The organism is Shewanella sp. ZOR0012, assembly GCF_000798835.1.
Lineage (GTDB): Bacteria > Pseudomonadota > Gammaproteobacteria > Enterobacterales > Shewanellaceae > Shewanella > Shewanella xiamenensis.
On the sequence record NZ_JTLE01000094.1, the window covers coordinates 1,115,025 to 1,138,439 of the forward strand.

Below are 23,415 nucleotides of genomic sequence, written 5' to 3' on the forward strand. Positions count from 1 at the left end.
TGCAGTATACTTACGCGCGTAATTCAAGGTCATTAATTAAGGAATGGGTCACGTGAATCCAATTGTAAAGAGTTTTGAGTATGGTCAACATACAGTCACCCTGGAAACAGGCGTTATAGCGCGTCAAGCTGATGCAGCCGTGTTAGCGAGTATGGGTGACACGACAGTGTTAGTCACTGTTGTAGGTAAAAAAGAAGCTGAAGCAGGCCGTGACTTCTTTCCTCTGACTGTTAACTATCAAGAAAAGAGCTACGCAGCGGGTAAAATTCCTGGTGGTTTCTTTAAGCGTGAAGGCCGTCCTTCAGAAGATGAGACATTAATCGCTCGCCTGATCGACCGTCCAATTCGTCCTCTTTTCCCCAATGGTTTCACCAACGAAGTTCAAGTTATCATCACTGTGGTATCTGTCGATCCACAAATCGAGCCAGATATTATTTCGATGATCGGTACTTCGGCGGCGCTTGCCATTTCGGGTATTCCATTCAGCGGTCCATTAGGTGCGGCGCGTGTGGGTTACATCAATGGCGAATACGTACTGAACCCAACAGTGACTCAGTTAGAAAGCAGCCAACTAAACTTGGTTGTTGCAGGTACTGAGAGCGCGGTATTGATGGTTGAGTCAGAAGCTCAAGCCTTACCAGAAGAAGTGATGTTAGGCTCAGTAGTTTATGGTCACGACCAACAACAAGTGGTTATCAAAGCGATTGCTGAATTCAAAGCAGAAGCCGGTAAACCTGCTTGGAATTGGACTGCTCCAGTGCAAGATGAAACGCTGGTTGCTCAAATTAAAGCGCTTGCTGAAGCGGGTTTAGGCGATGCGTATAAAATCCAAGTAAAGCAAGATCGTTATGCTCAAGTTGCTGTTGTTAAAGCTGCAACGAAAGAAGCGTTATTAGCAAGCAATCCTAACATTGATTTACGTGAAGTTGATGGTCTGCTCGGTAGCTTAGAGAAGAAAGTGGTTCGTGGTCGCATCATCCGTGGTGAGCCGCGTATCGATGGTCGTGAGCCAGATATGATTCGCGCATTAAGCGTATTGGCAGGCGTATTACCACGTACCCACGGTAGTGCACTGTTTACCCGTGGCGAAACCCAAGCGCTGGTGACTTGTACTTTAGGTACTGAGCGTGACGCACAGAAGATTGATAGCATTATGGGCGAGCGCACTAGCCGCTTCATGCTGCACTACAACTTCCCTCCTTATTCTGTTGGTGAGACAGGTATGGTGGGTTCACCTAAGCGTCGTGAAATCGGCCACGGCAAGTTAGCATGGCGCGGTATCAACGCAGTAATGCCATCTGCTGAAGAGTTCCCATACAGTGTGCGTGTGGTTTCTGAAATCACTGAATCTAACGGTTCAAGCTCTATGGCATCAGTCTGTGGTACGTCTCTTGCGCTGATGGATGCGGGTGTACCTATCAAGACTTCTGTAGCGGGTATCGCTATGGGTCTAGTGAAAGAAGGCGATGACTTTGTGGTTCTGTCTGACATCTTAGGTGATGAAGACCACTTAGGTGATATGGACTTCAAAGTAGCCGGTACCCGTGACGGTGTGACTGCACTGCAGATGGATATCAAGATCGAAGGTATTACCAAAGAAATCATGGAAATTGCACTGCAACAAGCCTATGGCGCACGTGTACATATCCTAAACGTGATGGATCAAGCGATTGGTTCGCACCGTGATGATATCTCTGACCATGCTCCACGTATCACAACTATCAAGATCAACCCAGAGAAGATCCGTGATGTTATCGGTAAAGGCGGCGCGGTAATTCGTGCACTGACCGAAGAAACCGGCACGACTATCGAGCTTGAAGATGACGGTACAGTAAGAATTGCTTCTTCTAATGGTGAAGCCACCAAAGAAGCTATCCGTCGTATCGAAGAAATCACTTCAGAAGTTGAAGTGGGTCGTATCTACAACGGTAAAGTTATCCGTATCGTTGACTTCGGTGCCTTCGTTAACATTCTGCCAGGTAAAGATGGTTTAGTGCACATTTCGCAAATCAGCGATGAGCGTGTTGCTAATGTCTCTGACCACCTTGAACTGAACCAAGAAGTCACCGTTAAAGTGATGGAAGTGGATCGTCAAGGCCGTGTAAGACTGTCAATCAAAGAAGCACAGACTAAAGAGCCAGCTGCTGAATAATGGTCTAAACAGACATTATCGGTGTCAGTTTCGACGTGACGTGACTAAAAGGAGATCAATTGATCTCCTTTTTGTTTGTTTGGGTTTAATAAAGTTGTGTTTAATGCTATTCCTCAATAGCAGTCCAGTTGTGGGATTGCTATCATGAACATTCTTCTGCGTGAGTTGGGAATCTAAAAAGGTAGAAATGGATGAGTCTTAAAATTAGAACCGCTGTTGTTGCTGTGCTGGCGGGTGCCAGCTTGATGTTGGCTGGATGTGCGACCACTCAATCCCCCTTAGACAACCAAAATGACGTTGAAGGTAAATTGGTTATCGCCCCAGTGATGACTGATTATAAAGTCGAGGTGACCCTTGCTAAGCTCAATGAGATTTTATCAGCTGTTGAATTGACCAACGAGCAGCGCGCTCGTTTCCATTACGATCGTGGGGTAATTTACGACAGCGTGGGCTTGCGTTTAATGGCGCGCATTGATTTTATGCAAGCGCTAAAATTGCAACCAGACTTAGCCGATGCCTATAATTTCCTTGGTATTTATTATACCCAAGAGGGGGAATACGATAGTGCCTATGAGGCGTTTGATGGCGTATTAGAGTTATCGCCAAACTATGATTATGCCTACTTGAATCGTGGTATCGCGCTTTATTATGGTGACCGTAATGATCTTGCCTTAAAAGATATGCAATCCTTCTATGCTGCCGATAATAAAGATGGTTACCGAGCATTATGGTTGTATTTGATCCAATCAAAGGATAATACCGTTGAGGCTAAACGCCAGCTACAGGAACACCGTAAGGGGCTTGAAGCGGATGCATGGTCAACCGTGATTGTTGATTATTATTTGGGCGTTAAGAGTCGTGAACAGGTATTTGCCGATGCCAAGTTAGGCCTCACTCATCCTAAAGAATATGCTGAACGTTTATGTGAAGCTTATTTCTATCTTGCCAAAATGGCCATTGCCAATAAGCAATATCAAGAGGCTGCAAATTATTTCCGCCTCGCCCTTGCGACTAATATTTATGACTTTGTTGAGCATAGATATGCGCGAATTGAGCTGGCAAAGGTCAAAGGGTTGCTCGAAGGCACAAAATAAGTCTTATCGCCCGAGGCTCATCTTGGGCTTTGCCTAGCCAAGCACGCACTGAGGCGCTATAATTTGCGCCTTTTTTAGCGATACGAGTGCATAGGTTAAATGTCAGACAATAAAGTAGAGGTCGATAAACGTCGCACCTTCGCGATTATATCGCACCCCGACGCGGGTAAAACCACCATTACCGAAAAAGTGCTGTTATTCGGAAACGCGCTGCAAAAAGCGGGTACCGTTAAGGGCAAAAAGTCGGGTCAGCACGCTAAGTCTGACTGGATGGAAATGGAAAAAGACCGTGGTATTTCGATTACAACGTCTGTCATGCAGTTTCCCTATGGTGGCGCGCTCGTTAACCTACTCGACACCCCTGGCCACGAAGACTTCTCGGAAGATACTTACCGCACCTTAACGGCGGTCGACTCTTGCTTGATGGTTATCGACTCGGCAAAGGGTGTTGAAGATCGTACCATCAAATTGATGGAAGTGACCCGTCTGCGCGATACACCCATCGTGACCTTTATGAACAAACTCGACCGTGATATTCGCGATCCTATCGAACTGATGGATGAGGTCGAGAACGTACTTAATATCGCCTGTGCGCCTATTACTTGGCCTATTGGTAGCGGTAAAGAATTTAAGGGTGTTTACCATATTCTGCGCGATGAAGTGGTGCTATACCAAAGCGGTTTGGGACACACGATTCAAGAGCGCCGTGTGATTGAAGGTATCGATAACCCTGATCTGGATAAAGCGATTGGTAGCTATGCCGCTGATCTGCGTGATGAAATGGAACTGGTTCGCGGAGCATCAAACGAGTTTGATCATCAAGCCTTCCTAAAGGGTGAGCTTACACCAGTGTTCTTCGGTACCGCATTAGGTAACTTCGGTGTTGACCATATCCTCGATGGTATTGTGGAATGGGCGCCTAAACCGCTACCTCGTGAAAGCGATGTGCGGATGATCATGCCTGACGAAGAAAAATTCACCGGTTTTGTGTTTAAAATTCAAGCAAACATGGATCCTAAGCACCGTGACCGCGTTGCCTTTATGCGTGTTTGCTCTGGTCGCTATGAGCAAGGCATGAAGATGCACCATGTGCGCATCGGCAAAGATGTTAACGTCAGCGATGCGTTGACCTTTATGGCGGGCGACCGTGAGCGCGCTGAAGTTGCGTATCCTGGTGATATTATTGGTTTACATAACCACGGAACCATTCGTATCGGCGATACGTTCACTCAAGGTGAAAAGTTCCGCTTTACCGGTGTACCTAACTTTGCGCCCGAAATGTTCCGCCGTATTCGTCTGCGCGATCCGCTCAAGCAAAAACAATTACTTAAGGGCTTAGTTCAGCTATCTGAAGAAGGGGCTGTGCAGGTGTTTCGTCCCTTAGATACCAATGACTTGATCGTGGGTGCCGTGGGTGTACTCCAGTTTGAAGTGGTTGTTGGCCGCTTAAAGAGCGAGTACAACGTTGAGGCGATTTACGAAGGTATTAGCGTTTCAACTGCGCGCTGGGTTTATTGTAAAGATGAGCGTAAGCTAGAAGAGTTCCGCCGCAAGTGTAGCCAAAACTTGGCGCTCGACGGTGGTGATAACTTAACTTACATTGCGCCAACTATGGTTAACTTAAATCTTTCAATGGAAAGATACCCTGATATCGAGTTCGCTAAAACGCGCGAGCACTAACAGGTAAGTAGCTCTAGGGTTAAAGGCGGTGATTCACCGCCTTTTTTGTATCTAAAATTTGTGAGGTGACTGATGATAAGTTGGATAACTCGCGCGTGGCAGGCTTATATCCGTTGGTGCGACAAGATGGGACTCACGCCCGAGAATCGCCGTTGTTGCATGCCAAGATTAGAAGATCCGCCACTAATTCGAACTAAAGCTGATTGTCAAATAAAAGCGCAATCATCGAATGGAGACACAAAAACGGAGTGACAGATTGATGATGCTAGATACTCACGCGCACCTCGATTTTGTCGAGTTTGATAGTGACCGCGATCAAGTCATACAGCGTATGCATCATGCGGGCATCGATAATCTGATTATCCCAGGGGTCTCACCACAACACTGGACTAAACAATTGGCCATTGCTGAGCAATACCAGTGTTATTTTGCCTTAGGGATCCATCCTTGGTTTTGCCCGGAAGATGTTGATAAGGCCATCACAGAATTAACATTACAGGTTGCTCAGTTACGAGAATGTCCCCGTTTTGTTGCCATTGGTGAGTGTGGGTTAGACAAACTTTATGCTGACAATTGGAGCAGCCAGTTAGCATTTTTTGACGCTCAGTTGGCGCTTGCTTATGAGCAGAATTTGCCCGTTATCGTCCATGCGGTAAAGGCACATCAAGAGGTGCTGTTCCATCTAAAGCGTCATAAACTCCCAAAAGCGGGCGTAATACACGCCTTTTCTGGCAGTCCTGATATTGCACTCGAATACACTAAGCTAGGTTTTAAACTAGGCATTGGTGGTTTAGTGATGAATCCGAATGCGAAAAAACTGCTCAAAACTGTCAGTGAATTGCCCTTAGAAAGTTTCCTACTTGAGACTGATTCTCCTGCCATGACTCCGCTAAATGTTACCGAAAAACGCAATCAACCCGCTAATGCTGTACTTTTTATAGACAAAATTGCAACTTTGCAAAAAAAATCTAGTGTTCTAATATCAGAACACTTGGTGTCGAATGCAATGCAACTGTTTGACCTTTAGTTGTTTTTGGTTAAACAGGTGTATGTCGCAATAGCATTTTGCTCTAAGCGATTGAAATTAAACTCCAAAATTTTGATCAAAACGACGATTTTCGACTTTCTCTCGGGTATAATCTGACTCGGAAATAGGTTGATTAACAACATAATTAAAAAGTGTTAACAATAGGGTGATGGTTAATGAATATATTGATGAGCTTAGTAGGGGTGGTCGTCCTACTTGCGATAGGTTTCCTCCTATCGAATAACAAAAAAGCAATTAACTTGCGTACTGTGGGTGGGGCATTAGCCATCCAAGCCGCCTTCGGTGGTTTTGTACTGTACGTTCCTGTCGGTAAAGATATCCTGAAAGGTGTATCTGACGCCGTATCTAGCGTTATCGGTTATGCACAAAACGGTATCGGTTTCCTGTTCGGTGATTTAGCTAACTTCAAACTTGGCTTTATCTTCGCGGTAAACGTGTTGCCAGTTATTGTGTTCTTCTCTTCTCTTATCGCCGTTCTGTACTATTTAGGCGTAATGCAGTGGATCATCCGTATCATCGGTGGTGGTCTGCAAAAAGCATTAGGCACAAGCCGTACTGAATCTATGTCTGCAACTGCTAACATCTTCGTTGGTCAAACTGAAGCGCCGTTAGTTGTTCGTCCATTCATTCCTACTATGACTCAATCAGAACTGTTTGCGATCATGGTGGGTGGTTTAGCTTCTATTGCAGGTTCAGTACTGGCTGGTTACGCGCAAATGGGCGTGCCTATTGAGTACTTAGTTGCTGCGTCATTCATGGCGGCACCAGGTGGTCTATTAATGGCTAAACTGATGCACCCAGAAACTGAAGTTGCTAAAAACGACATGGATGAATTACCAGAAGATCCTGATAAGCCAGCTAACGTATTAGACGCTGCTGCTGCGGGTGCTTCATCTGGTATGCATTTAGCGCTGAACGTAGGTGCAATGCTGTTAGCCTTCGTTGGCTTGATCGCTATGATCAACGGCATCATCGGTGGTGTAGGTGGTTGGTTTGGTGTTGAAGGTTTAACACTGGAACTGATCCTTGGCTATGTGTTCATGCCTTTAGCATTCCTTATCGGTGTGCCTTGGAATGAAGCATTAGTTGCTGGTTCTTTCATTGGTCAAAAGATCATTGTTAACGAATTCGTAGCTTACCTGAACTTTGCTCCATACTTAAAAGACATCGCTGATGGCGGTATGGTTGTGGCTGAAACTGGTTTAGCTATGACCGACAGAACCAAAGCGATTGTTTCGTTTGCACTGTGTGGTTTTGCGAACTTGTCTTCTATCGCGATTCTGTTGGGTGGTTTAGGTGCTATGGCTCCTAACCGTCGTCACGATTTAGCTAAAATGGGTATTCGTGCGGTTATCGCAGGCTCGTTAGCTAACTTAATGAGTGCAACAATTGCGGGTCTGTTCTTAGCTATCTAAGCGCAGAAACGTTGGGGGAGAGATTCCCTACTAACTAGGTCCTGACCATGCAGGGCAGGACCTAAGTTAATTCAACCATTTTCCAGTAGTGATTCCTGTAGTGAATAGTTTCTCCGATTGTATAGGTCAGATTACAACTAAACTTTAGCTGTGATGCTGTCTTACGGTCGTGACGTACGGTTAAGTTAATTAGTCGTAAACAATAAGTCGCGACTTTGTTCACAATTAAGAATTTTGTGTTCGTGATTTTACGCAAGATTATTGAGATTTTTTTTAATCGAGGTAAAATGCGAGCGCCACAAAAAGAACGCTACCCTAGACGGTAGCAACCAAAATAATGGGGTTGATGATGAAAAACGTTAAAACTTTAGCTTTAGCCGCTACAGCAGTAGCAGCAATCTCTGGCAACGCATTTGCTGCAGACCGTACTGACCTTCACGGTTCTGACTACAAGTGGATGCAGTTCAACGCTATGTACTCTATCGGCGAAAAGCCTGATAACCCAGCTACTGGCGACCAACACAACTACTTAGAAATGGAGTTCGGCGGCCGTTCTGGTGTATTCGATCTCTATGGTTATGTTGACGTATTCAACTTAGCAAACCAATCAAGCAGCAACGGTGACAAGAACCCAGGTTCTGGCACTAGCAAACTGTTCATGAAATTTGCTCCACGTGTTTCTATCGATGCATTAACGGGTAAAGATTTATCTTTCGGCCCAGTACAAGAAGTTTACTTCTCTACTCTGTTCAACTGGGATGGTCTGAACGGTGAAGGCGTTAACTCTACTTTCTGGGGTGTTGGTGCTGACGTAAACGTGCCTTGGTTAGGCAAAACAGGTATGAACCTGTACGGTTTCTACGACATGAACGCTAAAGAGTGGAACGGTTACCAATTCTCTGCTAACTGGTTCAAGCCTTTCTACTTTTTCGACAACAAGAGCTTCCTGTCATTCCAAGGTTATATCGATTACCAATTTGGTGCTGACGAAGACAAGACTGCTTTCGTACCAAAAACCTCTAACGGTGGTAACATCTTCTTCGGTCTATACTGGCACTCAGATCGTTACGCTCTGGGCTATGGCCTGAAAGGCTTCAAAGACGTTTACCTGTTAGAAGACGGTGCTGGTGCACTGGCTCTAGAATCAACAGGTTGGTCACACTACCTGTCTGCTACTTACAAGTTTTAATTTCTTGTAAGAGCCGTTGGAGCCGCGATGGCGGCTCCATCTTTTATGTGTCATGAATCTTTATCTAAACCCATTTATAATTTGAGCAGTGCGTTTATATAAAGGTTTGTGTTTTTCTCGCGCTAAAACGGATTTTTCGCGGAAAAGTAGGAACAAGACATTATTCGTATCCTCTCTTCCGGTCTTCAAGGATTCAAGTCGTGATCACTTATAGTCAATTTAAGTGTCAGGATGCCTAGTGATGTATAGGCAAGATTGAATACCTAATAAATATGTAATTTGCCCTACACAAGTTACTCGGCATCGCCTGAAGGCCCGGCCATATAAAAATAATCAAAATAATGCCACCTCTAAGCGTTGCTTATAAGCGACTGATTTCTGTTTATTTGTTTTTTCTTTTGGAGAGCTATTATGACTGATTTAAAAAAAGCAGCACAACGCGCCATCGAACTTATGGATTTAACCACCTTAAATGATGACGATACCGATCAGAAGGTGATCGACCTGTGTCACAAAGCGGTAACGCCAGCGGGTAATACTGCTGCCATCTGTATCTATCCTCGCTTCATTCCTATCGCACGTAAGACCCTCGATGAATTGGGCGCCGAAGACATTCAAATCGCGACAGTAACCAACTTCCCACACGGTAACGACGATATCGCAATTGCGGTATTAGAAACCCGTGCAGCGGTTGCCTATGGCGCCGATGAAGTGGACGTGGTATTTCCATACCGCGCGCTGATGGAAGGCAACGAAACAGTCGGCTATGAGTTAGTCAAAGCCTGTAAAGAAGCCTGTGGCGAAGTATTGTTGAAAGTAATTATTGAATCGGGTGTATTAGCCGATCCTGCACTTATTCGCCGCGCCTCTGAACTGTCTATCGATGCCGGAGCTGATTTTATTAAGACTTCTACCGGTAAAGTGCCAGTCAACGCGACCCTTGAAGCGGCTGAAATCATGCTGACCGTGATCAATGAGAAGAACACCAAAGTAGGCTTTAAGCCTGCTGGCGGCGTACGTGATGCTGCTCAAGCAGCAGAGTTTTTAGGTGTGGCTGAGCGTATTCTCGGTGCGGATTGGGTTTCTCCACGTACCTTTAGATTTGGTGCTTCAAGCTTACTCAACAGTTTGTTACACACATTAGAATTAGCCGATGCGCCTAAGCCGACTCAAGGCTATTAATCGAACATTGCATCTCGATTAATACCAAAATCGTATATCGAAACTAATTAAGTGTGACCTAAATCTAGTTGGAAACATCAAAACTTCGATAGCATGCAATTGTAATATTGCTACAGTTTTGATGTTTCATTGCAAAGCTAAATAACGGATATGTTGTATTAGTATTTAGCTTGGAGGCAGTATCATGTTTCTAGCTCAAGAAATTATACGTAAGAAACGCAATGGGTTAGCCTTAAGTGCCGAAGAGATCCAGTTCTTCGTTAAGGGCATAACCACTAATGCAGTGTCGGAAGGTCAGATCGCCGCATTAGGCATGGCTGTGTATTTTAATGACATGAATATGGATGAAAGAATCGCTTTGACTACGGCAATGCGCGATTCTGGCACTGTACTCAATTGGCAATCACTTGGTCTTAATGGCCCAGTCATCGATAAACACAGCACGGGTGGTGTCGGTGATGTGATTAGTCTTATGCTCGGCCCTATGGCCGCTGCCTGCGGTGGTTATGTGCCGATGATTTCGGGTCGCGGACTCGGACATACAGGCGGTACGCTCGATAAGTTCGACGCTATTCCCGGTTATCAAACCGAACCTTCGAGTGAATTGTTCCGCAAAGTGGTTAAAGACGTTGGTGTGGCGATTATTGGCCAAACTGGCGATCTGGTCCCCGCCGATAAACGTTTCTACTCCATCCGTGACAACACTGCGACCGTCGAATCCATCTCCCTCATTACCGCCTCTATTCTCTCTAAGAAATTAGCTTGTAGTCTCGATGCATTGGCGATGGACGTTAAAGTCGGTAGCGGCGCATTTATGCCAACTTACGAAGCCTCTGAAGAGCTTGCTCGCAGCATTGCGGCGGTAGCCAATGGCGCAGGTACTAAAACGACGGCCTTACTCACCGACATGAACCAAGTATTAGCCTCATGTGCGGGTAATGCGGTTGAAGTGAAAGAAGCCATCGACTTCTTAACCGGTGCTTACCGTAATCCTCGTCTGTACGCTGTGACTATGGGTCTTTGCGCCGAGATGTTACTCCTTGGTGGCCTCGCGACCGATGAAGCGGATGCCCGTGCCAAGTTAAACCGTGTACTCGATAATGGCCGTGCTGCCGAGATCTTTGGCAAGATGGTTTCAGGCCTCGGTGGCCCCGTCGATTTTGTCGAAAACTACAGTAAGTACTTACCGCAATCGCAAATTATTCGCCCTGTCTTTGCGGATACCCAAGGTTATGCCTACAGCATGGATACCCGCGAACTCGGTTTAGCCGTGGTTACCTTAGGTGGTGGTCGTCGCAAACCTGGTGATGCACTCGACTACAGTGTTGGTTTGACGCAAGTCTGTGCCCTTGGCGATAAAATTGATGCTTCTACGCCGATTGCTGTGATCCACGCGCAATCTGAAGAAGCCTTTGCGCAGGCAGAAGAAGCGGTGAAAAAAGCGATTCATATCGATGAAGTCGCTCCAGAAAAAACACCTGAGATCTATGCTTATATTCGAGCTTCGGATCTTTAAGGAAGAATTATGAAACGTACAGTTATAATGATGTTGGATTCCTTTGGCGTGGGCGCTGCTGGTGACGCCGCCAAGTTTGGGGATCTAGGTTCTGACACATTTGGCCATATCGCCAAAGCTTGCGCCGAAGGTAAAGCGGATACTGGTCGTAAAGGCCCATTAGCTCTGCCAAACTTGGCTCGTTTAGGGTTAGCCCATGCCGCGATGGAGAGTACTGGGGCGTTTGCACCAGGCTTTGCGGACAATGTTGAGCTGATTGGTGCCTATGGCCACGCTCAGGAATTAAGTTCGGGTAAAGATACCCCGAGCGGTCACTGGGAAATGGCGGGAGTACCCGTATTATTCGAATGGGGCTATTTTAGCGAGCACCAAAACTCATTCCCTAAAGAGCTGACCGATAAGATTTTGGCCCGTGCGGGACTCGATGGCTTTTTAGGTAACTGCCATGCTTCTGGTACTACTATTCTGGAAGAATTAGGCGAAGAGCACATGCGTTCTGGCAAGCCGATTTTTTACACCTCAGCGGATTCGGTATTCCAGATTGCCTGTCATGAAGGCACATTTGGTTTAGAGAACTTATATCGTCTTTGTGAAATCGCCCGTGAAGAGTTAGAGCCTTATAACATTGGCCGCGTGATTGCGCGTCCATTCGATGGCACTGGCCCAAGCGACTTTGCTCGTACTGGTAACCGTAAGGATTACTCCCTCGAGCCGCCAGCGAAGACAGTATTAGATAAGTTAAAAGCCGCCGGAGGTGAAGTGGTGAGTGTGGGCAAGATTGCCGATATTTACGCTTACTGTGGCATCACCAAAAAGGTCAAGGCAAACGGTTTAGAAGCACTATTTGATGCGACGTTAGCAGAAGTGGAATCAGCGGGTGAAAATACTATTGTATTCACTAACTTTGTTGATTTTGACTCCCACTATGGTCACCGCCGTGATGTAGCAGGTTATGCGAAAGGGCTGGAGTATTTCGACTCGCGTTTACCTGAAATGCTCGCGCTGCTGGATGAGGACGATCTGTTAATCCTCACCGCTGACCATGGTTGCGACCCAACGTGGCAAGGTACTGACCATACCCGTGAATATGTGCCTGTATTGGCCTATGGCGCAGGGCTGAAAGCTGGTTCACTCGGTCGCCGTAACAGCTTCGCCGATATCGGCCAATCTATCGCGAGCTACTTCAAGCTTGAGCCGATGGAGTACGGTGAGTCGTTTATCTAAGTAAACGCGCAAAATCTCGATTTGGCGGCCAGCATTGGGCCGCCAGTAAACAAAGACTTAAGTCTTAATAAAATAAACAGGGGTTATTTCGATGGCAACACCACACATTAATGCTGTAGAGGGCGCATTCGCTGAGACAGTTCTGTTTCCAGGCGATCCATTACGTGCAAAATATATCGCTGAAACATTCTTAGAAAATGTTGAGCAAGTGACTGACGTTCGAAACATGCTAGGTTTTACTGGTACTTACAAAGGTAAACGTATTTCTGTTATGGGTTCAGGCATGGGTATTCCTTCATGCTCAATCTATGCAACCGAATTAATTAAAGACTACGGCGTTAAGAACCTGATCCGCGTGGGTACTTGTGGCGCGATCAGCACTGACGTTAAAGTGCGCGATGTGATCATCGGCATGGGTGCTTGTACCGATTCGCAAGTTAACCGTTTACGTTTCAAAGGCCAAGATTTCGCAGCTATCGCGAACTACGAGCTGATGAATGCCGTGATCGAGTCTGCCAAAGTTAAAGGTACTAAGATCCGTGTTGGTAACGTTTTCTCTGCCGATCTGTTCTACACTCCTGATCCACAAATGTTTGACGTGATGGAAAAAATGGGCGTGTTAGGCGTAGAGATGGAAGCCGCTGGTTTATACGGTGTTGCCCATGAATTCGGTGCCCGTGCATTGTGTGTGGTAACGGTATCTGACCATATCCGTACTGGCGAAAAAACCACTTCTGAAGAGCGTCAAACCACGTTCAACGATATGATCGTGATGACATTAGACGCTGCAATTACGCTGTAATGTGTCGCTAATGCAGTCATAAGACAAGGGTTCGCATTGCGAACCCTTTTTATTACCCTGTCGTCTTTTAGATTAGCCTGCTAAACCGTCCTGCCAAATGTTCGATGGATAAAATCCTGTAATGCGGCGCAGACCAAAGAAGCCTCAGTTTGGCCTGAGACACTTCAGTTAACCCGTTGAGTCTGTGTCTAAATCGCTCGGTTGAACAGGGACTTTCTCAGCGGAGGATTTCGAGGTATTGGTCTTCACGCGGCGGACCGATTTAACCTTAGGTTTATTCGGGGTGAATACTGAGGTTTGTGGCTCTGTGGCCGACGCAACAGTTTGCGTCGACTGCGTTTTAGACTGATGCATAGTGTTGGATGATGAATCATCCTTTGCTCCTATCTCAGGTGCTGTTTCTGGTTTCAACTCAGTTTTCAGATCAGACACTTGCTCTGGCATTTGCTCAGACTCAGTTTTTGTTTCTGTAATGGCTTTGGCCTTCTTCACTTTAGGCTGAATACTGGCTTGATTACTGTTTTCATCCGGCACTTTAGCGTTTTCTGTGATTTTTCCTAAAGGCAAAGTATCTGTAGTTTGTTTATTTTCTTCGGTTTCTTTATTTTCTGTCGGCTTTTGAGCGGCCTCTGTATCACTCGCGATGACTTCATCCAACTGCTCATCTTGATGGCCCGCAGGCTTCGATTCCTCAGCCGCTTCAGGGGTTTTTATGGCTTTATTCTTTTTAGGGTTTTTACGCAATTTGGCGCGGGTGCGGCGACGGTCAAAATCGGCGCGTTTAAAAGATAAAGCGCGGGATAACAACATGCCTATTAGGCCAGCAACCAGCAGCATTATTTGTTGCTGCTCCATATTCAGGTTATGCGCTTCTTTGATTTCATTAAAAAATAGTTTGGTATCGAGCCTAACCTCGACATAACCTAAATTCTTGCCATCCTGAGTCACGGGTTCAACATAGGGCGGATATTTGCTCAGTAGCAGACTCATTTCTTCTGATTCGGGATCTAAGGCATCTTTAGTCAGGCTTTGAGCAAAGGCTAAGCGTATTCCTTGATCGCTAAATATTGCAGCCGACATCACCTTAGGATCTTCAACTAGGGCGCTGGCGAGCCACTGGAGTTGCTCATCATTTTGTAATTGTAGGGCGGGCGCCGCGCTATAGGCCGTTTGCTGCACTAGTAATCTGGCCATCTTTTGCGTTTGGGACTTTAGAAGCAGCTGACCTTGTAGTAGGCTTGTTTGCCACAATTGCACTAAGCCGACCATCAAGGTCAAGGCGATGGCGATTTGGAGCAGTCTACTGATTTTATGGCTTTTCTTTAGCCCTTTAAGATATAACACTTTGACCCTTAATAATGAGAGCGCTTGCCTAATCATAATTGATTCTGCGTGAGCCCGATAGTTGGAGAACACGAGTCCTATGGAAAGCTTGAACCAAAATCCGCTGTTTGTATGGTTAGCAGCTAACCCTTTACCTCGTTTTGAATATCAGGGGCTCAGTTTCGAGGCTTATCAGGAATCGTCTACGCGGTCATCCCAAAGCAGATTTGCTATGCGTCTGATTTACGAAGATTTAAGTCTTGAGGACTCTCTTGCGACTTGGATTGTTTCTCTGGCTGAAAGTCTCAAATTAACCACGCTCTCCATCGCACCTATTCGTCGTCAAGTGGCACTGCATTGCGTCGAATTAGCGCTTCCTGTAGAGCCCAGTGCTGAATTGTTAGCAACCTGTCCATCTCAGGTCGAGTTACATTTAATTCACGGCCCATTACCTAAACTGAGCGAGCCCGGTTTACTGGTGATGGACATGGATTCTACCGCGATCCAAATTGAATGTATCGATGAACTTGCCGCGATGGCTGGGGTCGGCGAGCAAGTGGCGGCGATCACTGAGCGCGCGATGCAGGGCGAGTTGGATTTTGAGCAGAGTCTGCGCCAAAGGGTTGCCCAGCTTCAGGGCGCCGATGCCAAGATTATTCAAACCTTGTGTGATACTTTGCCATTGATGCCGGGTCTTGAGGCCATGTTGACCGAGCTTAAGTCGCACCATTGGCGCCTCGTTGTGGCTTCAGGAGGCTTCACGCCGTTTGTTGGTCACTTAAAACAGCTGCTGAATTTAGATGCGGCCTTTGCCAATGAATTAGTCATAACGGACGGTAAGCTGGCGGGAGCCGTCACCGGAAAAGTCGTCGATGCCCAGTTTAAGGCCGATGTGGTTAACCGTTGTAGCCAAGAATGGCAAATCCCAGTGGGGCAACGTGTGGCGATAGGTGATGGTGCTAACGATATTCCTATGGTGCAGGCGGCTGACTTTGGGATTGCCTTCCATGCCAAACCCAAACTTGCCGCCGCAGCAGATGCTCGGATCCGTAGTTTGGACCTTAGAGTATTGCCTTATCTGTTGCAGTTTTAATAAGTGACTCAGTCGACTATGTGGTGACATTAGAGTAATGACTCTTGTTTTTTGAGGCTTAACTGGTAGTTTAGTGTTCATTAATGGACTACCAGTGACTGACTTTGACTTCAACTCCAGATGAGCATTCTGCTCAAACACTTTCACAAACCTCCCTCTATCTTCCTTATCGGGATGGACAGTTACACCTGCGCCAGTTGTTGCCTATTACTGCTGATTTTTCTAAACCGCCGATCCTGATGTTGCATGGCGCTATGTCAAATGGCCGAGTTTTTTACAGCCAGAGCGGTCGTGGTTTGGGATGTTTTCTTGCTAAGGCGGGTTTTGTGGTTTATGTGCTCGATACCGCTGGACGAGGATTAAGTTTACCAAAAATCAGTCGAGATTTTACCTTAGGACAAGGTGAGGTGATCCGTGAGCAATTGCCATTAGTACAGCAGTCTATTTTGAATATTCATAATCAGGCCTGTCAGGAACAGGGGAAAATATCCCCCTCACGTGTGCATTGGTGCGCCCATTCCTGGGGCGGAGTGTTGATGGCGAGCGCCTTAGCGCGTTACCCTGAACTGCAGCAAAGTGTGCGTTCACTACTCACCTTCGGCAGTAAACGCACTATTTGCGTCAAATCTTTCAAAAAATGGTTGATGGTCGATGTGTTTTGGAATCGCCTTGCCCCAAGTTTAGCGGTTGGGCAGGGATATCTCGCCGCCGATAAACTGCGTGTCGGTATGGATAACGAGAGCCGGGCGTCATTGAATCAAAGTATCGATTGGGTGCGAGGTGAGTGGCGCGATCACGATGACGGTTTTGATTATGCCAAGGCGGCGAAGGTAGCCAACTGGCCCGTCGCTTGGTTTATAGCGGGGCAAAACGATACTGTGCTTGGGCATCCTGAAGATGTCGCCGATATGGTCTCTGAGTGTGGCTTTCGCCAAGTGAAATTCACTTTGCTCTCAAAGGCGAATGGCTTTAAACACGACTATGGCCATGCGGATATGCTGACTCATCTGGATGCGATGAGTGACCATTTTCCGCTGATCCGCGATTGGTATTTAGGCTTTGAACTCGCGGTATTAAAAGACGAGGAATAAGTTAGGCCTGTTTATGTAACACTGGGTATCTTAATTCCACTTCTTGGGTGATATCCAGCAATTCACCTACACCGATAATGCGCCAGAGCTGATCTTCAAGTTGTTTTGCCCTGTGATTTGCATGGATATTGATATATTCCAATTCGCGGCGCAAATACCCCATATCCGGTTTTTCGGTGGCACCTCGATAAATTCGCAGTGCCATAAAGCGTCCAGCCAATTTACTTTGGGTGATAAATGCGACTTTAGCTTGAGCATCACCGACTTCAATCGAGGGTATACATTTTAAATGGAATCGGCCGCGGGACTGACGCGTCAGTTGAATAAAAACTTCAATAAAATCCATATCCTGCTGGGGTTTCATTTGGCGGATGGGGTCGAGAATATCCCGTTTAAAAAAGCCATCCTTGAGCAGCGGAGCGAGGTTATATTGCAACGTATCTGAAGAACCTGCGGCAAAAATATCACTAATTTCATCATGTTCAGTACTGACGCCTAAGCAAGCCACTTGTGCTGATTTAGTCGTTTTTTCAACAAAGTAGGGCACAGAATGGAGTTCGCGTAATAGGATATTTTTAAGTCCATCAGCAAGCTCGTTTGCTTCACTATTATTTTCAGTGAGTTGTTCTAGCTTTTCTTTATTGTGGGCGATTAATTTGTTTAAAAACTCGACACCGACATGGGGCGTATGGCCCATGACAGCGGCTAAATGTAATGTGACGCCATTCTTACGGGTTCGAACTAAGCGGTAGGGTAAATTCTCGAGTTGAGTTTTGCCGGCAATGGTTTGCAGTTTAGGTAAACTGATCATTAAGGGTTTATTGGTTACAAACGTCGTGGGATTGTCGAGCGTGAGCTGCATGCCACGACCTGAGATATCTAAGGTGATTCCTGTTGCTTTTAGGCCACCCTGCGAGACATTGACTAAGGTTTTAAAGGCGAAGCGTGCTTCCTGCCGCCGCTCACTAAATTGCATTGCAATCGGTTTGATTTGGTGGGTGCTGAGCCGTTGCTGGCCGAAAGCTTTTAGGGCATTGGCATTGCTATCATCCTGCCAAGCTTTATAGGTCGCTCTTTCATCCTCGTTGGTCAGATCGATAAGTTGCAGCATATGGCTGAACTGGGCTAATTGTTGCTCCACCAGCGGGCTGTATTTAGCATCATCTCCCGGCAAGGTCGCACGGCGATAGCCTTTAGCATGGTAAATTTTATCAGGAACCAGTTTAAAAATACGCCAGCTTGGTTTGGTTGAAGCAAAACCTAAAAACAATGATACCAAGCCTTTAGCTTTTAATTCGGCTAAGGTCGCCGAATAAAAATACAAGCAGCCTTGGGCGTTGTAGGTAAACGTAAAAAATAACCCGTAGTCAGGATTTTCGGGATAGCTAAGTAGCGCAGAAAGCCGTGCTGATGTCAGCATTGCTGGTAACTGGCTGATATCGTTCTCATCTTGAAAATAATGCACTATCTGCTGATTATCTCGACTCAGCAGCATATGGCTAATTGATTGGGTTTGTTGATTCAAAAATAACGGTAAATGTGGCAAATGCGGCAGATAATGACGCTCGAATCCAAGGCCGGATGCGGTTACTAATACGTCATTAACATCGAGTTTATAACGGAGTTTATAGCCTCGAATCAAATTGCCCAGCATTTCGCCTAGCGCATCAGTGCCACCAATACGCTTCAATCTTAACCAAATAAATTCACCATTAGTTTGGCTATCAACAATGTGGTAATCGACTCCAAGTTGTAGATCGGGGTAATAATATTCTTCACTTAGCTCGAGAAGCTTTACCTTTAGCGGTTTATCGAGGTCAAAAGGATGATTTGCCGCCGCGCGAATGCGCGCACCACCAATGGATAAATCAACGGTGATCCCCGGCATTTCAGGTCTGCCTGGTTGGGAAACGGCAATGCGGATACTGTAATTCATTCGCTCTTCAGTGCGATTAAAATAACTGCCGAGCACAACGCCTGGCACCATAAAGGGTTCGAGTTCGGCGGTATCGCTTTGTTGTGTCACCTGGCGTAATTTTTGTCGCCGAAGTTGATGGGCGGCGATGACGTATTCATATACGCCTAAAGTGTATTTGTTACGGTATAAGGACATGGCCTCTTGCAGGCTATGTTTAGCTGGCTCGTCGAGAAAATGGCGCTGCTGACCCAGCATGACTTCACTACAGGGCAACTCTGACTTATCCCTAAGGTCAATAATCCGCGTGCAGGGCGAGGCTAAACGATTCAACTCCATTTTTAATAAAAAACGGGTGGAATTGTTTTCATCGACAGTCAGCTGCTGGAAAATCTCCTGGAAGTTAGGTTCCATGAGCAGCGGCTTGAGTTGTTCTATGAGTGCACTATGGTTATCTAAACTCATGTAGTGGTCTTTTCTAATGCTGATTTTTTGCGTGCTGTGTTAGTCTAATGTCGGCAGTATTCACAGTTACTTAAATTGATTTTATACAGATTTTAATAAGTTATGGCAAAGAATAAAACCGCGTACGTGTGCAATGAGTGTGGACAGGATTTTCCCCGTTGGCAAGGGCAATGCAGTGCTTGTCACGAGTGGAATACGATAACTGAAGTGCGCTTAGGTGCTGCCTCGCCCGGACGGGGGACTCAGTTTGCCGGTTACGCTGGTGCAGGCAGTAGCGAAGTCAAAACCTTAGACCAAATTGATCTCAATGCTTTGCCACGTATAGTGAGCCACTTTGGTGAACTCGACCGGGTACTTGGAGGCGGCATTGTGCCTGGATCGGCGATTTTGATTGGCGGCCATCCCGGAGCTGGTAAGAGTACTTTGCTGCTTCAGACCCTATGCCATTTAGCCGAGAAAATGCCCGCGCTTTATGTTACTGGGGAAGAATCGCTCCAACAGGTGGCGATGCGGGCCCATCGTCTTGGCTTGCCAACCAATAAACTGAGGATGTTATCCGAAACCAGTGTGGAGTTGATCTGCGAAGTCGCCCTGAAAGAATCACCAAAAGTCATCGTTGTCGACTCTATTCAAGTTATGCATATGAGCGATGTAGCGTCGAGTCCCGGCAGCGTGTCGCAGGTACGTGAATCAGCCTCCTATCTAACCCGTTTCGCGAAGCAAAATGGCATTGCTGTTATTATGGTGGGTCATGTCACCAAAGATGGCAGCCTCGCCGGGCCAAAAGTGCTCGAGCACTGTATCGATTGCTCGGTGATGTTTGAAGGGGATAGCGACAGCCGTTATCGTACTTTGCGCTCCCACAAGAACCGCTTCGGGGCGATCAACGAGCTGGGCGTATTTGCCATGACGGAACGTGGCTTGAAGGAAGTGGCTAACCCATCCGCAATTTTCCTCTCCCGCGGCGAGGAAGAATCCTCGGGCTCCTTGGTCATGGTGGTGTGGGAAGGTACGCGCCCGTTACTGGTTGAACTGCAAGTGCTGGTGGATAATTCTGCCATGTCCAATCCGCGCCGCGTGGCAGTGGGGATGGATGCAAACCGTTTGGCCATGTTGCTTGCGGTGATGCATCGCCACGGTGGCTTGCAAATGTCAGATCAGGACGTGTTTGTGAACGTGGTCGGCGGGGTTAAAGTAACCGAAACCAGTGCCGACTTAACCCTGCTACTGGCTATGGTATCGAGTTTTCGTGGCGATATTTTACCGAGTGATTTAGTGGTGTTTGGTGAAGTGGGCTTATCTGGCGAAATTCGACCTGTGCCAAATGGGCAAGAACGTTTAGTCGAAGCCGCTAAGCATGGTTTTAAACGAGCGATAGTGCCTCGAGCGAACGTGCCGAAAAAACCGCCAGTGGGAATGGAAGTGGTGGGCGTTTCCAAACTATCAGAAGCCCTTGAAGCAATCTAATCTAAAAAACAAACAGTGCCTTAGGCGCTGTTTGTTTTTACTCGGGAGTCAAGCCCGTACCCAATCACTATCCGTGCAATCACTATCCGTGGTGTTTAATCGGCGGAATGATGTTTTTCGACAAAGAGCGCCAATTCACGGTTCAGAATTGAGGCATCGCCTAAGTTAAGCTCAACGATGCGTTTGAGGTGGCTGATGCTGTCGACATCGATAATGTTACATTTAAGCCCAAGTTGGTGATTACGTTGATGCACCAACTCAGTTTCCATTTGCAGCTCAATATCTGAGCCCTGCAGAGTAAAGTTAAGGATGATCGGCTCATCTGAATGGCTAAATCCTGCGGGTTCTTCCACTAAAGCGCCATTTAGGCTGAGATCCAATATTGAGGTTTGCCATTGCTTTTCGCCTTGGTGTATTGACGCACTTGCGGCAAAGAGGATCCGTGAAAAATGTCGTCTTTCATCAATCACTAATTCTTTATCTTTCATAGTTTGTTAGCGCCCACACCAATCAATATGCCTAAGCATATGTCATATTGAGGAGAGTGTAAAAGCTCGGCAGATTTTTGTGCAATAAAGTAATGTAGATCGCATATTTTACCTTTCCTTCATATGCAAATATGAAAAAGTATGAATAATTCAGTTAAGCAAAATAAGAGAAGTTGAACATGGCCTATAGTGTGCTCGTTGTCGATGATGAAGCAGTTATTCGTGCGCGATTGAAGGGATACTTTGAAAAGGAAGGTTATCGTGTGATTGAGGCTGCCGATGGCGAGCAAATGTGGTACGAGTTTAATCGTCAACATATCGATTTAATTATGTTAGATATTAACCTGCCTGGGGTCGATGGCTTAAGTTTAACCCGCGAGTTACGCAGCCGCTCCCATGTGGGGATTATCTTAGTCTCTGGCCGTGATGAATCGATTGATAAAATCGTTGGCCTGGAGATGGGCGCCGATGATTATGTGACTAAGCCCTTCGAACTGCGGGAACTATTGGTGAGGGTAAAAAATCTGCTTTGGCGGATTTCTTTGGTAAAACAAGCCGAACAGGCGCTGGTGCAGGAATTATCACAGCCCGATGATTTGATAAGTTTTGAAGGCTATCAGCTTGAATTAAATAGTCGTAAGCTGCGGCAAGGGGAGGAGCTTATCAAGCTCACTAAGGCCGAATTTGAGTTATTAACCGCCTTTGCTTTGCATCCGCAGCAGGTACTTTCTCGCGAGCGCTTAATGCAGCAAACCAGTCATCGCAATCATGATGTGAATGACAGAACCATAGATGTTATTATCCGCCGTCTACGTAATAAGCTCAATCCCGAGCTCTTTGTCACTGTCCATGGTGAGGGGTATTTATTTGCCGCTAAGGTGGATGACTGATCTCTAACTTAGATCTTGTGTTAAGCGCTCAAGGGCGCACTTGATACAAGGGATAAAAATCCGCTTCGGCGAGACTAAAGCTAAGATCCGATAAGGTATTTTGTGAGGTCGTGCGCTCAACGATAGCAGGACCTATATCGCCAAAAGGCGCGGCGCCTTCGAGTTGTTTTACCGTGACATCGATGGCGAGTTTGCCCTGTAACACGACCAAGTCATCATTGCTGTAGACCACTTTTTGTCGCTTTAAGCCGCGCAGAATCGCGGGGGAGAAGTAACTGCTCACCAGCTTGATGTCTTGCGTCAGCTGTTTTTGTTTGAGGGTACTAACAGCGGCTTCTATCGCCACCGCACTGCCGAGAATATAGTCGGGGCGCTGGGCCTTAAGCAGAATCTGTAATTGATCGCGGTAGAGATTGCGATTGTTATCGGCATGCTGAATCGCACTGATGCTGACATTGCTGCCCTCGAGTGCATGGCGAATGCCTTGTTCGACTAAATCTGTGCCACCGAGGTTTTCAGGGCCCGCTAAGAGGGCCAAGGTGGTCGGCTGGGTGGGCGTATGCGCTTTGGCATCCGCCTTAATAAAATTGCCCGCGCTGAGCCCCATTTGATACCAGTTAACGCCGATATGGGTCTGCACTTGCTCTGAATTAAGTTTATTCACTAGGGCGAGCACGGGTTTGGTTAGCGGCTCGGAAAACTGTTCGAGCAGATTAGGGCTCACTGCGCCGAGTAAAATTGCGTCGTAGTCACCGCTCATGCAGGTGCGTAACTGTTCGAGTTGCTTATCCTGATGGTAGTAGCTGCCCGCTTCGAACAGATCTAAAGATACGCCAAGGAATTTGGCATGTTGGATTAGGCCATAATCGATGCCAATCCAATAAGCGTCCTTCAGGTGAGGGACGAGGACACATAGACGCCAAGCTTGTTGGGCTTTAGTGAGAGGATGATAATCAAGCGCCTGCGCCTGCTGAATTTTGGCATTAAAGGGATGGCGTTGCTCTAATGGCCAAGTTTGGCTGTTGGCATTGGCAGGCGATAAACATAACAGGCCAAAAGTGGTGAGTGTGAGCAAAGCTTGCCAAAATTTTCCCATTGTCTCGTATCATCCACAGTGATCATTTCGAAGGCATTGTAACAGAAGGAACAAGTGTGGCGCCTTTATCTTTATCGCGAAGTAGTTTAACTGGCAGACTCATGCTCGCCTTCGGTGTGCTTGGGGTATTGCTGTTGCTACTGGTTAGCTTAGGTAGCCTGAGTTTACATTGGCTCAAGCAGGCCGACAGTTATCTGTATGAAGAATCCTTACCCGCCTCTCAAGCCGCGCGCCAATTAGTGCAGGCCTCTAATGCCTTATCCGATGGCGTGACCCAGTTAGGCC

General features: G+C 46.6%; 20 protein-coding genes. 16 read left to right on the forward strand and 4 right to left on the reverse strand.

All coding sequences use genetic code 11. The annotated features are described in order from the left end of the window. Positions 1-52: 52 nt before the first annotated feature. The 11 genes from pnp (at position 53) to deoD (ending at position 13,302) form a co-directional block, all read left to right on the forward strand. Entirely contained in the window at positions 53-2,152 is a 2,100-nt protein-coding gene (pnp, locus tag L976_RS06620; protein WP_037415351.1) for a polyribonucleotide nucleotidyltransferase, read from the forward strand. 191 nt (positions 2,153-2,343) lie between these two features. Continuing rightward, positions 2,344-3,246: a lipoprotein NlpI gene (gene nlpI, locus L976_RS06625; protein ID WP_047535362.1), complete on the forward strand. Its 903-nt coding sequence runs from the start codon at positions 2,344-2,346 to the stop codon at positions 3,244-3,246. A 99-nt stretch (positions 3,247-3,345) separates the two neighbouring features. Then, positions 3,346-4,926 (forward strand): peptide chain release factor 3, encoded by a 1,581-nt coding sequence (gene prfC, locus L976_RS06630; RefSeq protein WP_037415348.1) that lies wholly within the window; start codon positions 3,346-3,348, stop codon positions 4,924-4,926. A 69-nt stretch (positions 4,927-4,995) separates the two neighbouring features. After that, entirely contained in the window at positions 4,996-5,178 is a 183-nt protein-coding gene (locus L976_RS23800; protein WP_306299126.1) for a hypothetical protein, read from the forward strand. 10 nt (positions 5,179-5,188) lie between these two features. Next, the gene (locus L976_RS06635; protein WP_047540211.1) at positions 5,189-5,953 is read left to right on the forward strand and encodes a TatD family hydrolase; all 765 of its coding nucleotides are present in this window, start codon (positions 5,189-5,191) and stop codon (positions 5,951-5,953) included. A 176-nt stretch (positions 5,954-6,129) separates the two neighbouring features. Further along, the gene (locus L976_RS06640) at positions 6,130-7,389 is read left to right on the forward strand and encodes a NupC/NupG family nucleoside CNT transporter (protein WP_037415347.1); all 1,260 of its coding nucleotides are present in this window, start codon (positions 6,130-6,132) and stop codon (positions 7,387-7,389) included. A 349-nt stretch (positions 7,390-7,738) separates the two neighbouring features. Then, positions 7,739-8,578: a nucleoside-specific channel-forming Tsx family protein gene (locus L976_RS06645; RefSeq protein ID WP_037415346.1), complete on the forward strand. Its 840-nt coding sequence runs from the start codon at positions 7,739-7,741 to the stop codon at positions 8,576-8,578. Positions 8,579-8,989: 411 nt separating this feature from the next. Next, complete coding sequence (gene deoC / locus L976_RS06650; RefSeq protein ID WP_047535365.1) at positions 8,990-9,760, forward strand: deoxyribose-phosphate aldolase; 771 nt, start codon at positions 8,990-8,992, stop codon at positions 9,758-9,760. 184 nt (positions 9,761-9,944) lie between these two features. Then, positions 9,945-11,276: a thymidine phosphorylase gene (gene deoA, locus L976_RS06655; RefSeq protein WP_047535367.1), complete on the forward strand. Its 1,332-nt coding sequence runs from the start codon at positions 9,945-9,947 to the stop codon at positions 11,274-11,276. Between the two features lie 9 nt (positions 11,277-11,285). Next, positions 11,286-12,500, forward strand: coding sequence for a phosphopentomutase (locus L976_RS06660; RefSeq protein ID WP_047535370.1), 1,215 nt, complete (start codon positions 11,286-11,288; stop codon positions 12,498-12,500). Between the two features lie 91 nt (positions 12,501-12,591). Continuing rightward, complete coding sequence (deoD, locus tag L976_RS06665) at positions 12,592-13,302, forward strand: purine-nucleoside phosphorylase (protein WP_011071449.1); 711 nt, start codon at positions 12,592-12,594, stop codon at positions 13,300-13,302. A 168-nt stretch (positions 13,303-13,470) separates the two neighbouring features. On the opposite strand, the gene L976_RS06670 is transcribed toward deoD, so the two are convergent. Continuing rightward, complete coding sequence (locus L976_RS06670; RefSeq protein ID WP_047535372.1) at positions 13,471-14,682, reverse strand: AhpA/YtjB family protein; 1,212 nt, start codon at positions 14,680-14,682, stop codon at positions 13,471-13,473. 43 nt (positions 14,683-14,725) lie between these two features. Between L976_RS06670 and serB the strand changes: the two genes are divergently transcribed. Beyond that, positions 14,726-15,718, forward strand: a complete 993-nt coding sequence (gene serB / locus L976_RS06675) for a phosphoserine phosphatase SerB (RefSeq protein ID WP_047535375.1) — start codon at positions 14,726-14,728, stop codon at positions 15,716-15,718. 104 nt (positions 15,719-15,822) lie between these two features. Continuing rightward, the gene (locus tag L976_RS06680; protein WP_047535378.1) at positions 15,823-16,809 is read left to right on the forward strand and encodes an alpha/beta fold hydrolase; all 987 of its coding nucleotides are present in this window, start codon (positions 15,823-15,825) and stop codon (positions 16,807-16,809) included. A gap of 1 nt (position 16,810) precedes the next feature. On the opposite strand, the gene L976_RS06685 is transcribed toward L976_RS06680, so the two are convergent. After that, complete coding sequence (locus L976_RS06685) at positions 16,811-19,189, reverse strand: PilZ domain-containing protein (protein WP_047535380.1); 2,379 nt, start codon at positions 19,187-19,189, stop codon at positions 16,811-16,813. A gap of 102 nt (positions 19,190-19,291) precedes the next feature. Here L976_RS06685 and radA point away from each other — a divergent pair, with 102 nt between their 5' ends. Then, on the forward strand, positions 19,292-20,656 hold the full coding sequence (gene radA, locus L976_RS06690; protein WP_037430274.1) for a DNA repair protein RadA: 1,365 nt from the start codon (positions 19,292-19,294) through the stop codon (positions 20,654-20,656). A 95-nt stretch (positions 20,657-20,751) separates the two neighbouring features. On the opposite strand, the gene L976_RS06695 is transcribed toward radA, so the two are convergent. Continuing rightward, complete coding sequence (locus tag L976_RS06695; protein WP_086024078.1) at positions 20,752-21,144, reverse strand: PilZ domain-containing protein; 393 nt, start codon at positions 21,142-21,144, stop codon at positions 20,752-20,754. A 179-nt stretch (positions 21,145-21,323) separates the two neighbouring features. On the opposite strand from L976_RS06695, the gene torR reads away from it, so the two are divergent. Then, entirely contained in the window at positions 21,324-22,034 is a 711-nt protein-coding gene (torR, locus tag L976_RS06700; RefSeq protein ID WP_037430273.1) for a two-component system response regulator TorR, read from the forward strand. 28 nt (positions 22,035-22,062) lie between these two features. On the opposite strand, the gene torT is transcribed toward torR, so the two are convergent. Further along, positions 22,063-23,130, reverse strand: a complete 1,068-nt coding sequence (gene torT / locus L976_RS06705) for a TMAO reductase system periplasmic protein TorT (RefSeq protein WP_047535384.1) — start codon at positions 23,128-23,130, stop codon at positions 22,063-22,065. 56 nt (positions 23,131-23,186) lie between these two features. Between torT and L976_RS23165 the strand changes: the two genes are divergently transcribed. Next, positions 23,187-23,415, forward strand: a 229-nt coding sequence (locus L976_RS23165) for a hypothetical protein (protein WP_156143238.1), incomplete at its 3' end; no start/stop codon positions are given.

Excerpts from the sequence above, each read along its gene's own strand:
- nlpI (WP_047535362.1), top strand. The coding sequence starts at position 2,344 with ATGAGTCTTAAAATTAGAACCGCTGTTGTTGCTGTGCTGGCGGGTGCC.
- prfC (WP_037415348.1), top strand. The coding sequence starts at position 3,346 with ATGTCAGACAATAAAGTAGAGGTCGATAAACGTCGCACCTTCGCGATT.
- L976_RS06635 (WP_047540211.1), top strand. The coding sequence starts at position 5,189 with ATGCTAGATACTCACGCGCACCTCGATTTTGTCGAGTTTGATAGTGAC.
- L976_RS06640 (WP_037415347.1), top strand. The coding sequence starts at position 6,130 with ATGAATATATTGATGAGCTTAGTAGGGGTGGTCGTCCTACTTGCGATA.
- L976_RS06645 (WP_037415346.1), top strand. The coding sequence starts at position 7,739 with ATGAAAAACGTTAAAACTTTAGCTTTAGCCGCTACAGCAGTAGCAGCA.
- deoC (WP_047535365.1), top strand. The coding sequence starts at position 8,990 with ATGACTGATTTAAAAAAAGCAGCACAACGCGCCATCGAACTTATGGAT.
- deoA (WP_047535367.1), top strand. The coding sequence starts at position 9,945 with ATGTTTCTAGCTCAAGAAATTATACGTAAGAAACGCAATGGGTTAGCC.
- L976_RS06660 (WP_047535370.1), top strand. The coding sequence starts at position 11,286 with ATGAAACGTACAGTTATAATGATGTTGGATTCCTTTGGCGTGGGCGCT.
- deoD (WP_011071449.1), top strand. The coding sequence starts at position 12,592 with ATGGCAACACCACACATTAATGCTGTAGAGGGCGCATTCGCTGAGACA.
- L976_RS06670 (WP_047535372.1), bottom strand. The coding sequence starts at position 14,682 with ATGATTAGGCAAGCGCTCTCATTATTAAGGGTCAAAGTGTTATATCTT.
- serB (WP_047535375.1), top strand. The coding sequence starts at position 14,726 with ATGGAAAGCTTGAACCAAAATCCGCTGTTTGTATGGTTAGCAGCTAAC.
- L976_RS06685 (WP_047535380.1), bottom strand. The coding sequence starts at position 19,189 with ATGAGTTTAGATAACCATAGTGCACTCATAGAACAACTCAAGCCGCTG.
- radA (WP_037430274.1), top strand. The coding sequence starts at position 19,292 with ATGGCAAAGAATAAAACCGCGTACGTGTGCAATGAGTGTGGACAGGAT.
- L976_RS06695 (WP_086024078.1), bottom strand. The coding sequence starts at position 21,144 with ATGAAAGATAAAGAATTAGTGATTGATGAAAGACGACATTTTTCACGG.
- torR (WP_037430273.1), top strand. The coding sequence starts at position 21,324 with ATGGCCTATAGTGTGCTCGTTGTCGATGATGAAGCAGTTATTCGTGCG.
- torT (WP_047535384.1), bottom strand. The coding sequence starts at position 23,130 with ATGGGAAAATTTTGGCAAGCTTTGCTCACACTCACCACTTTTGGCCTG.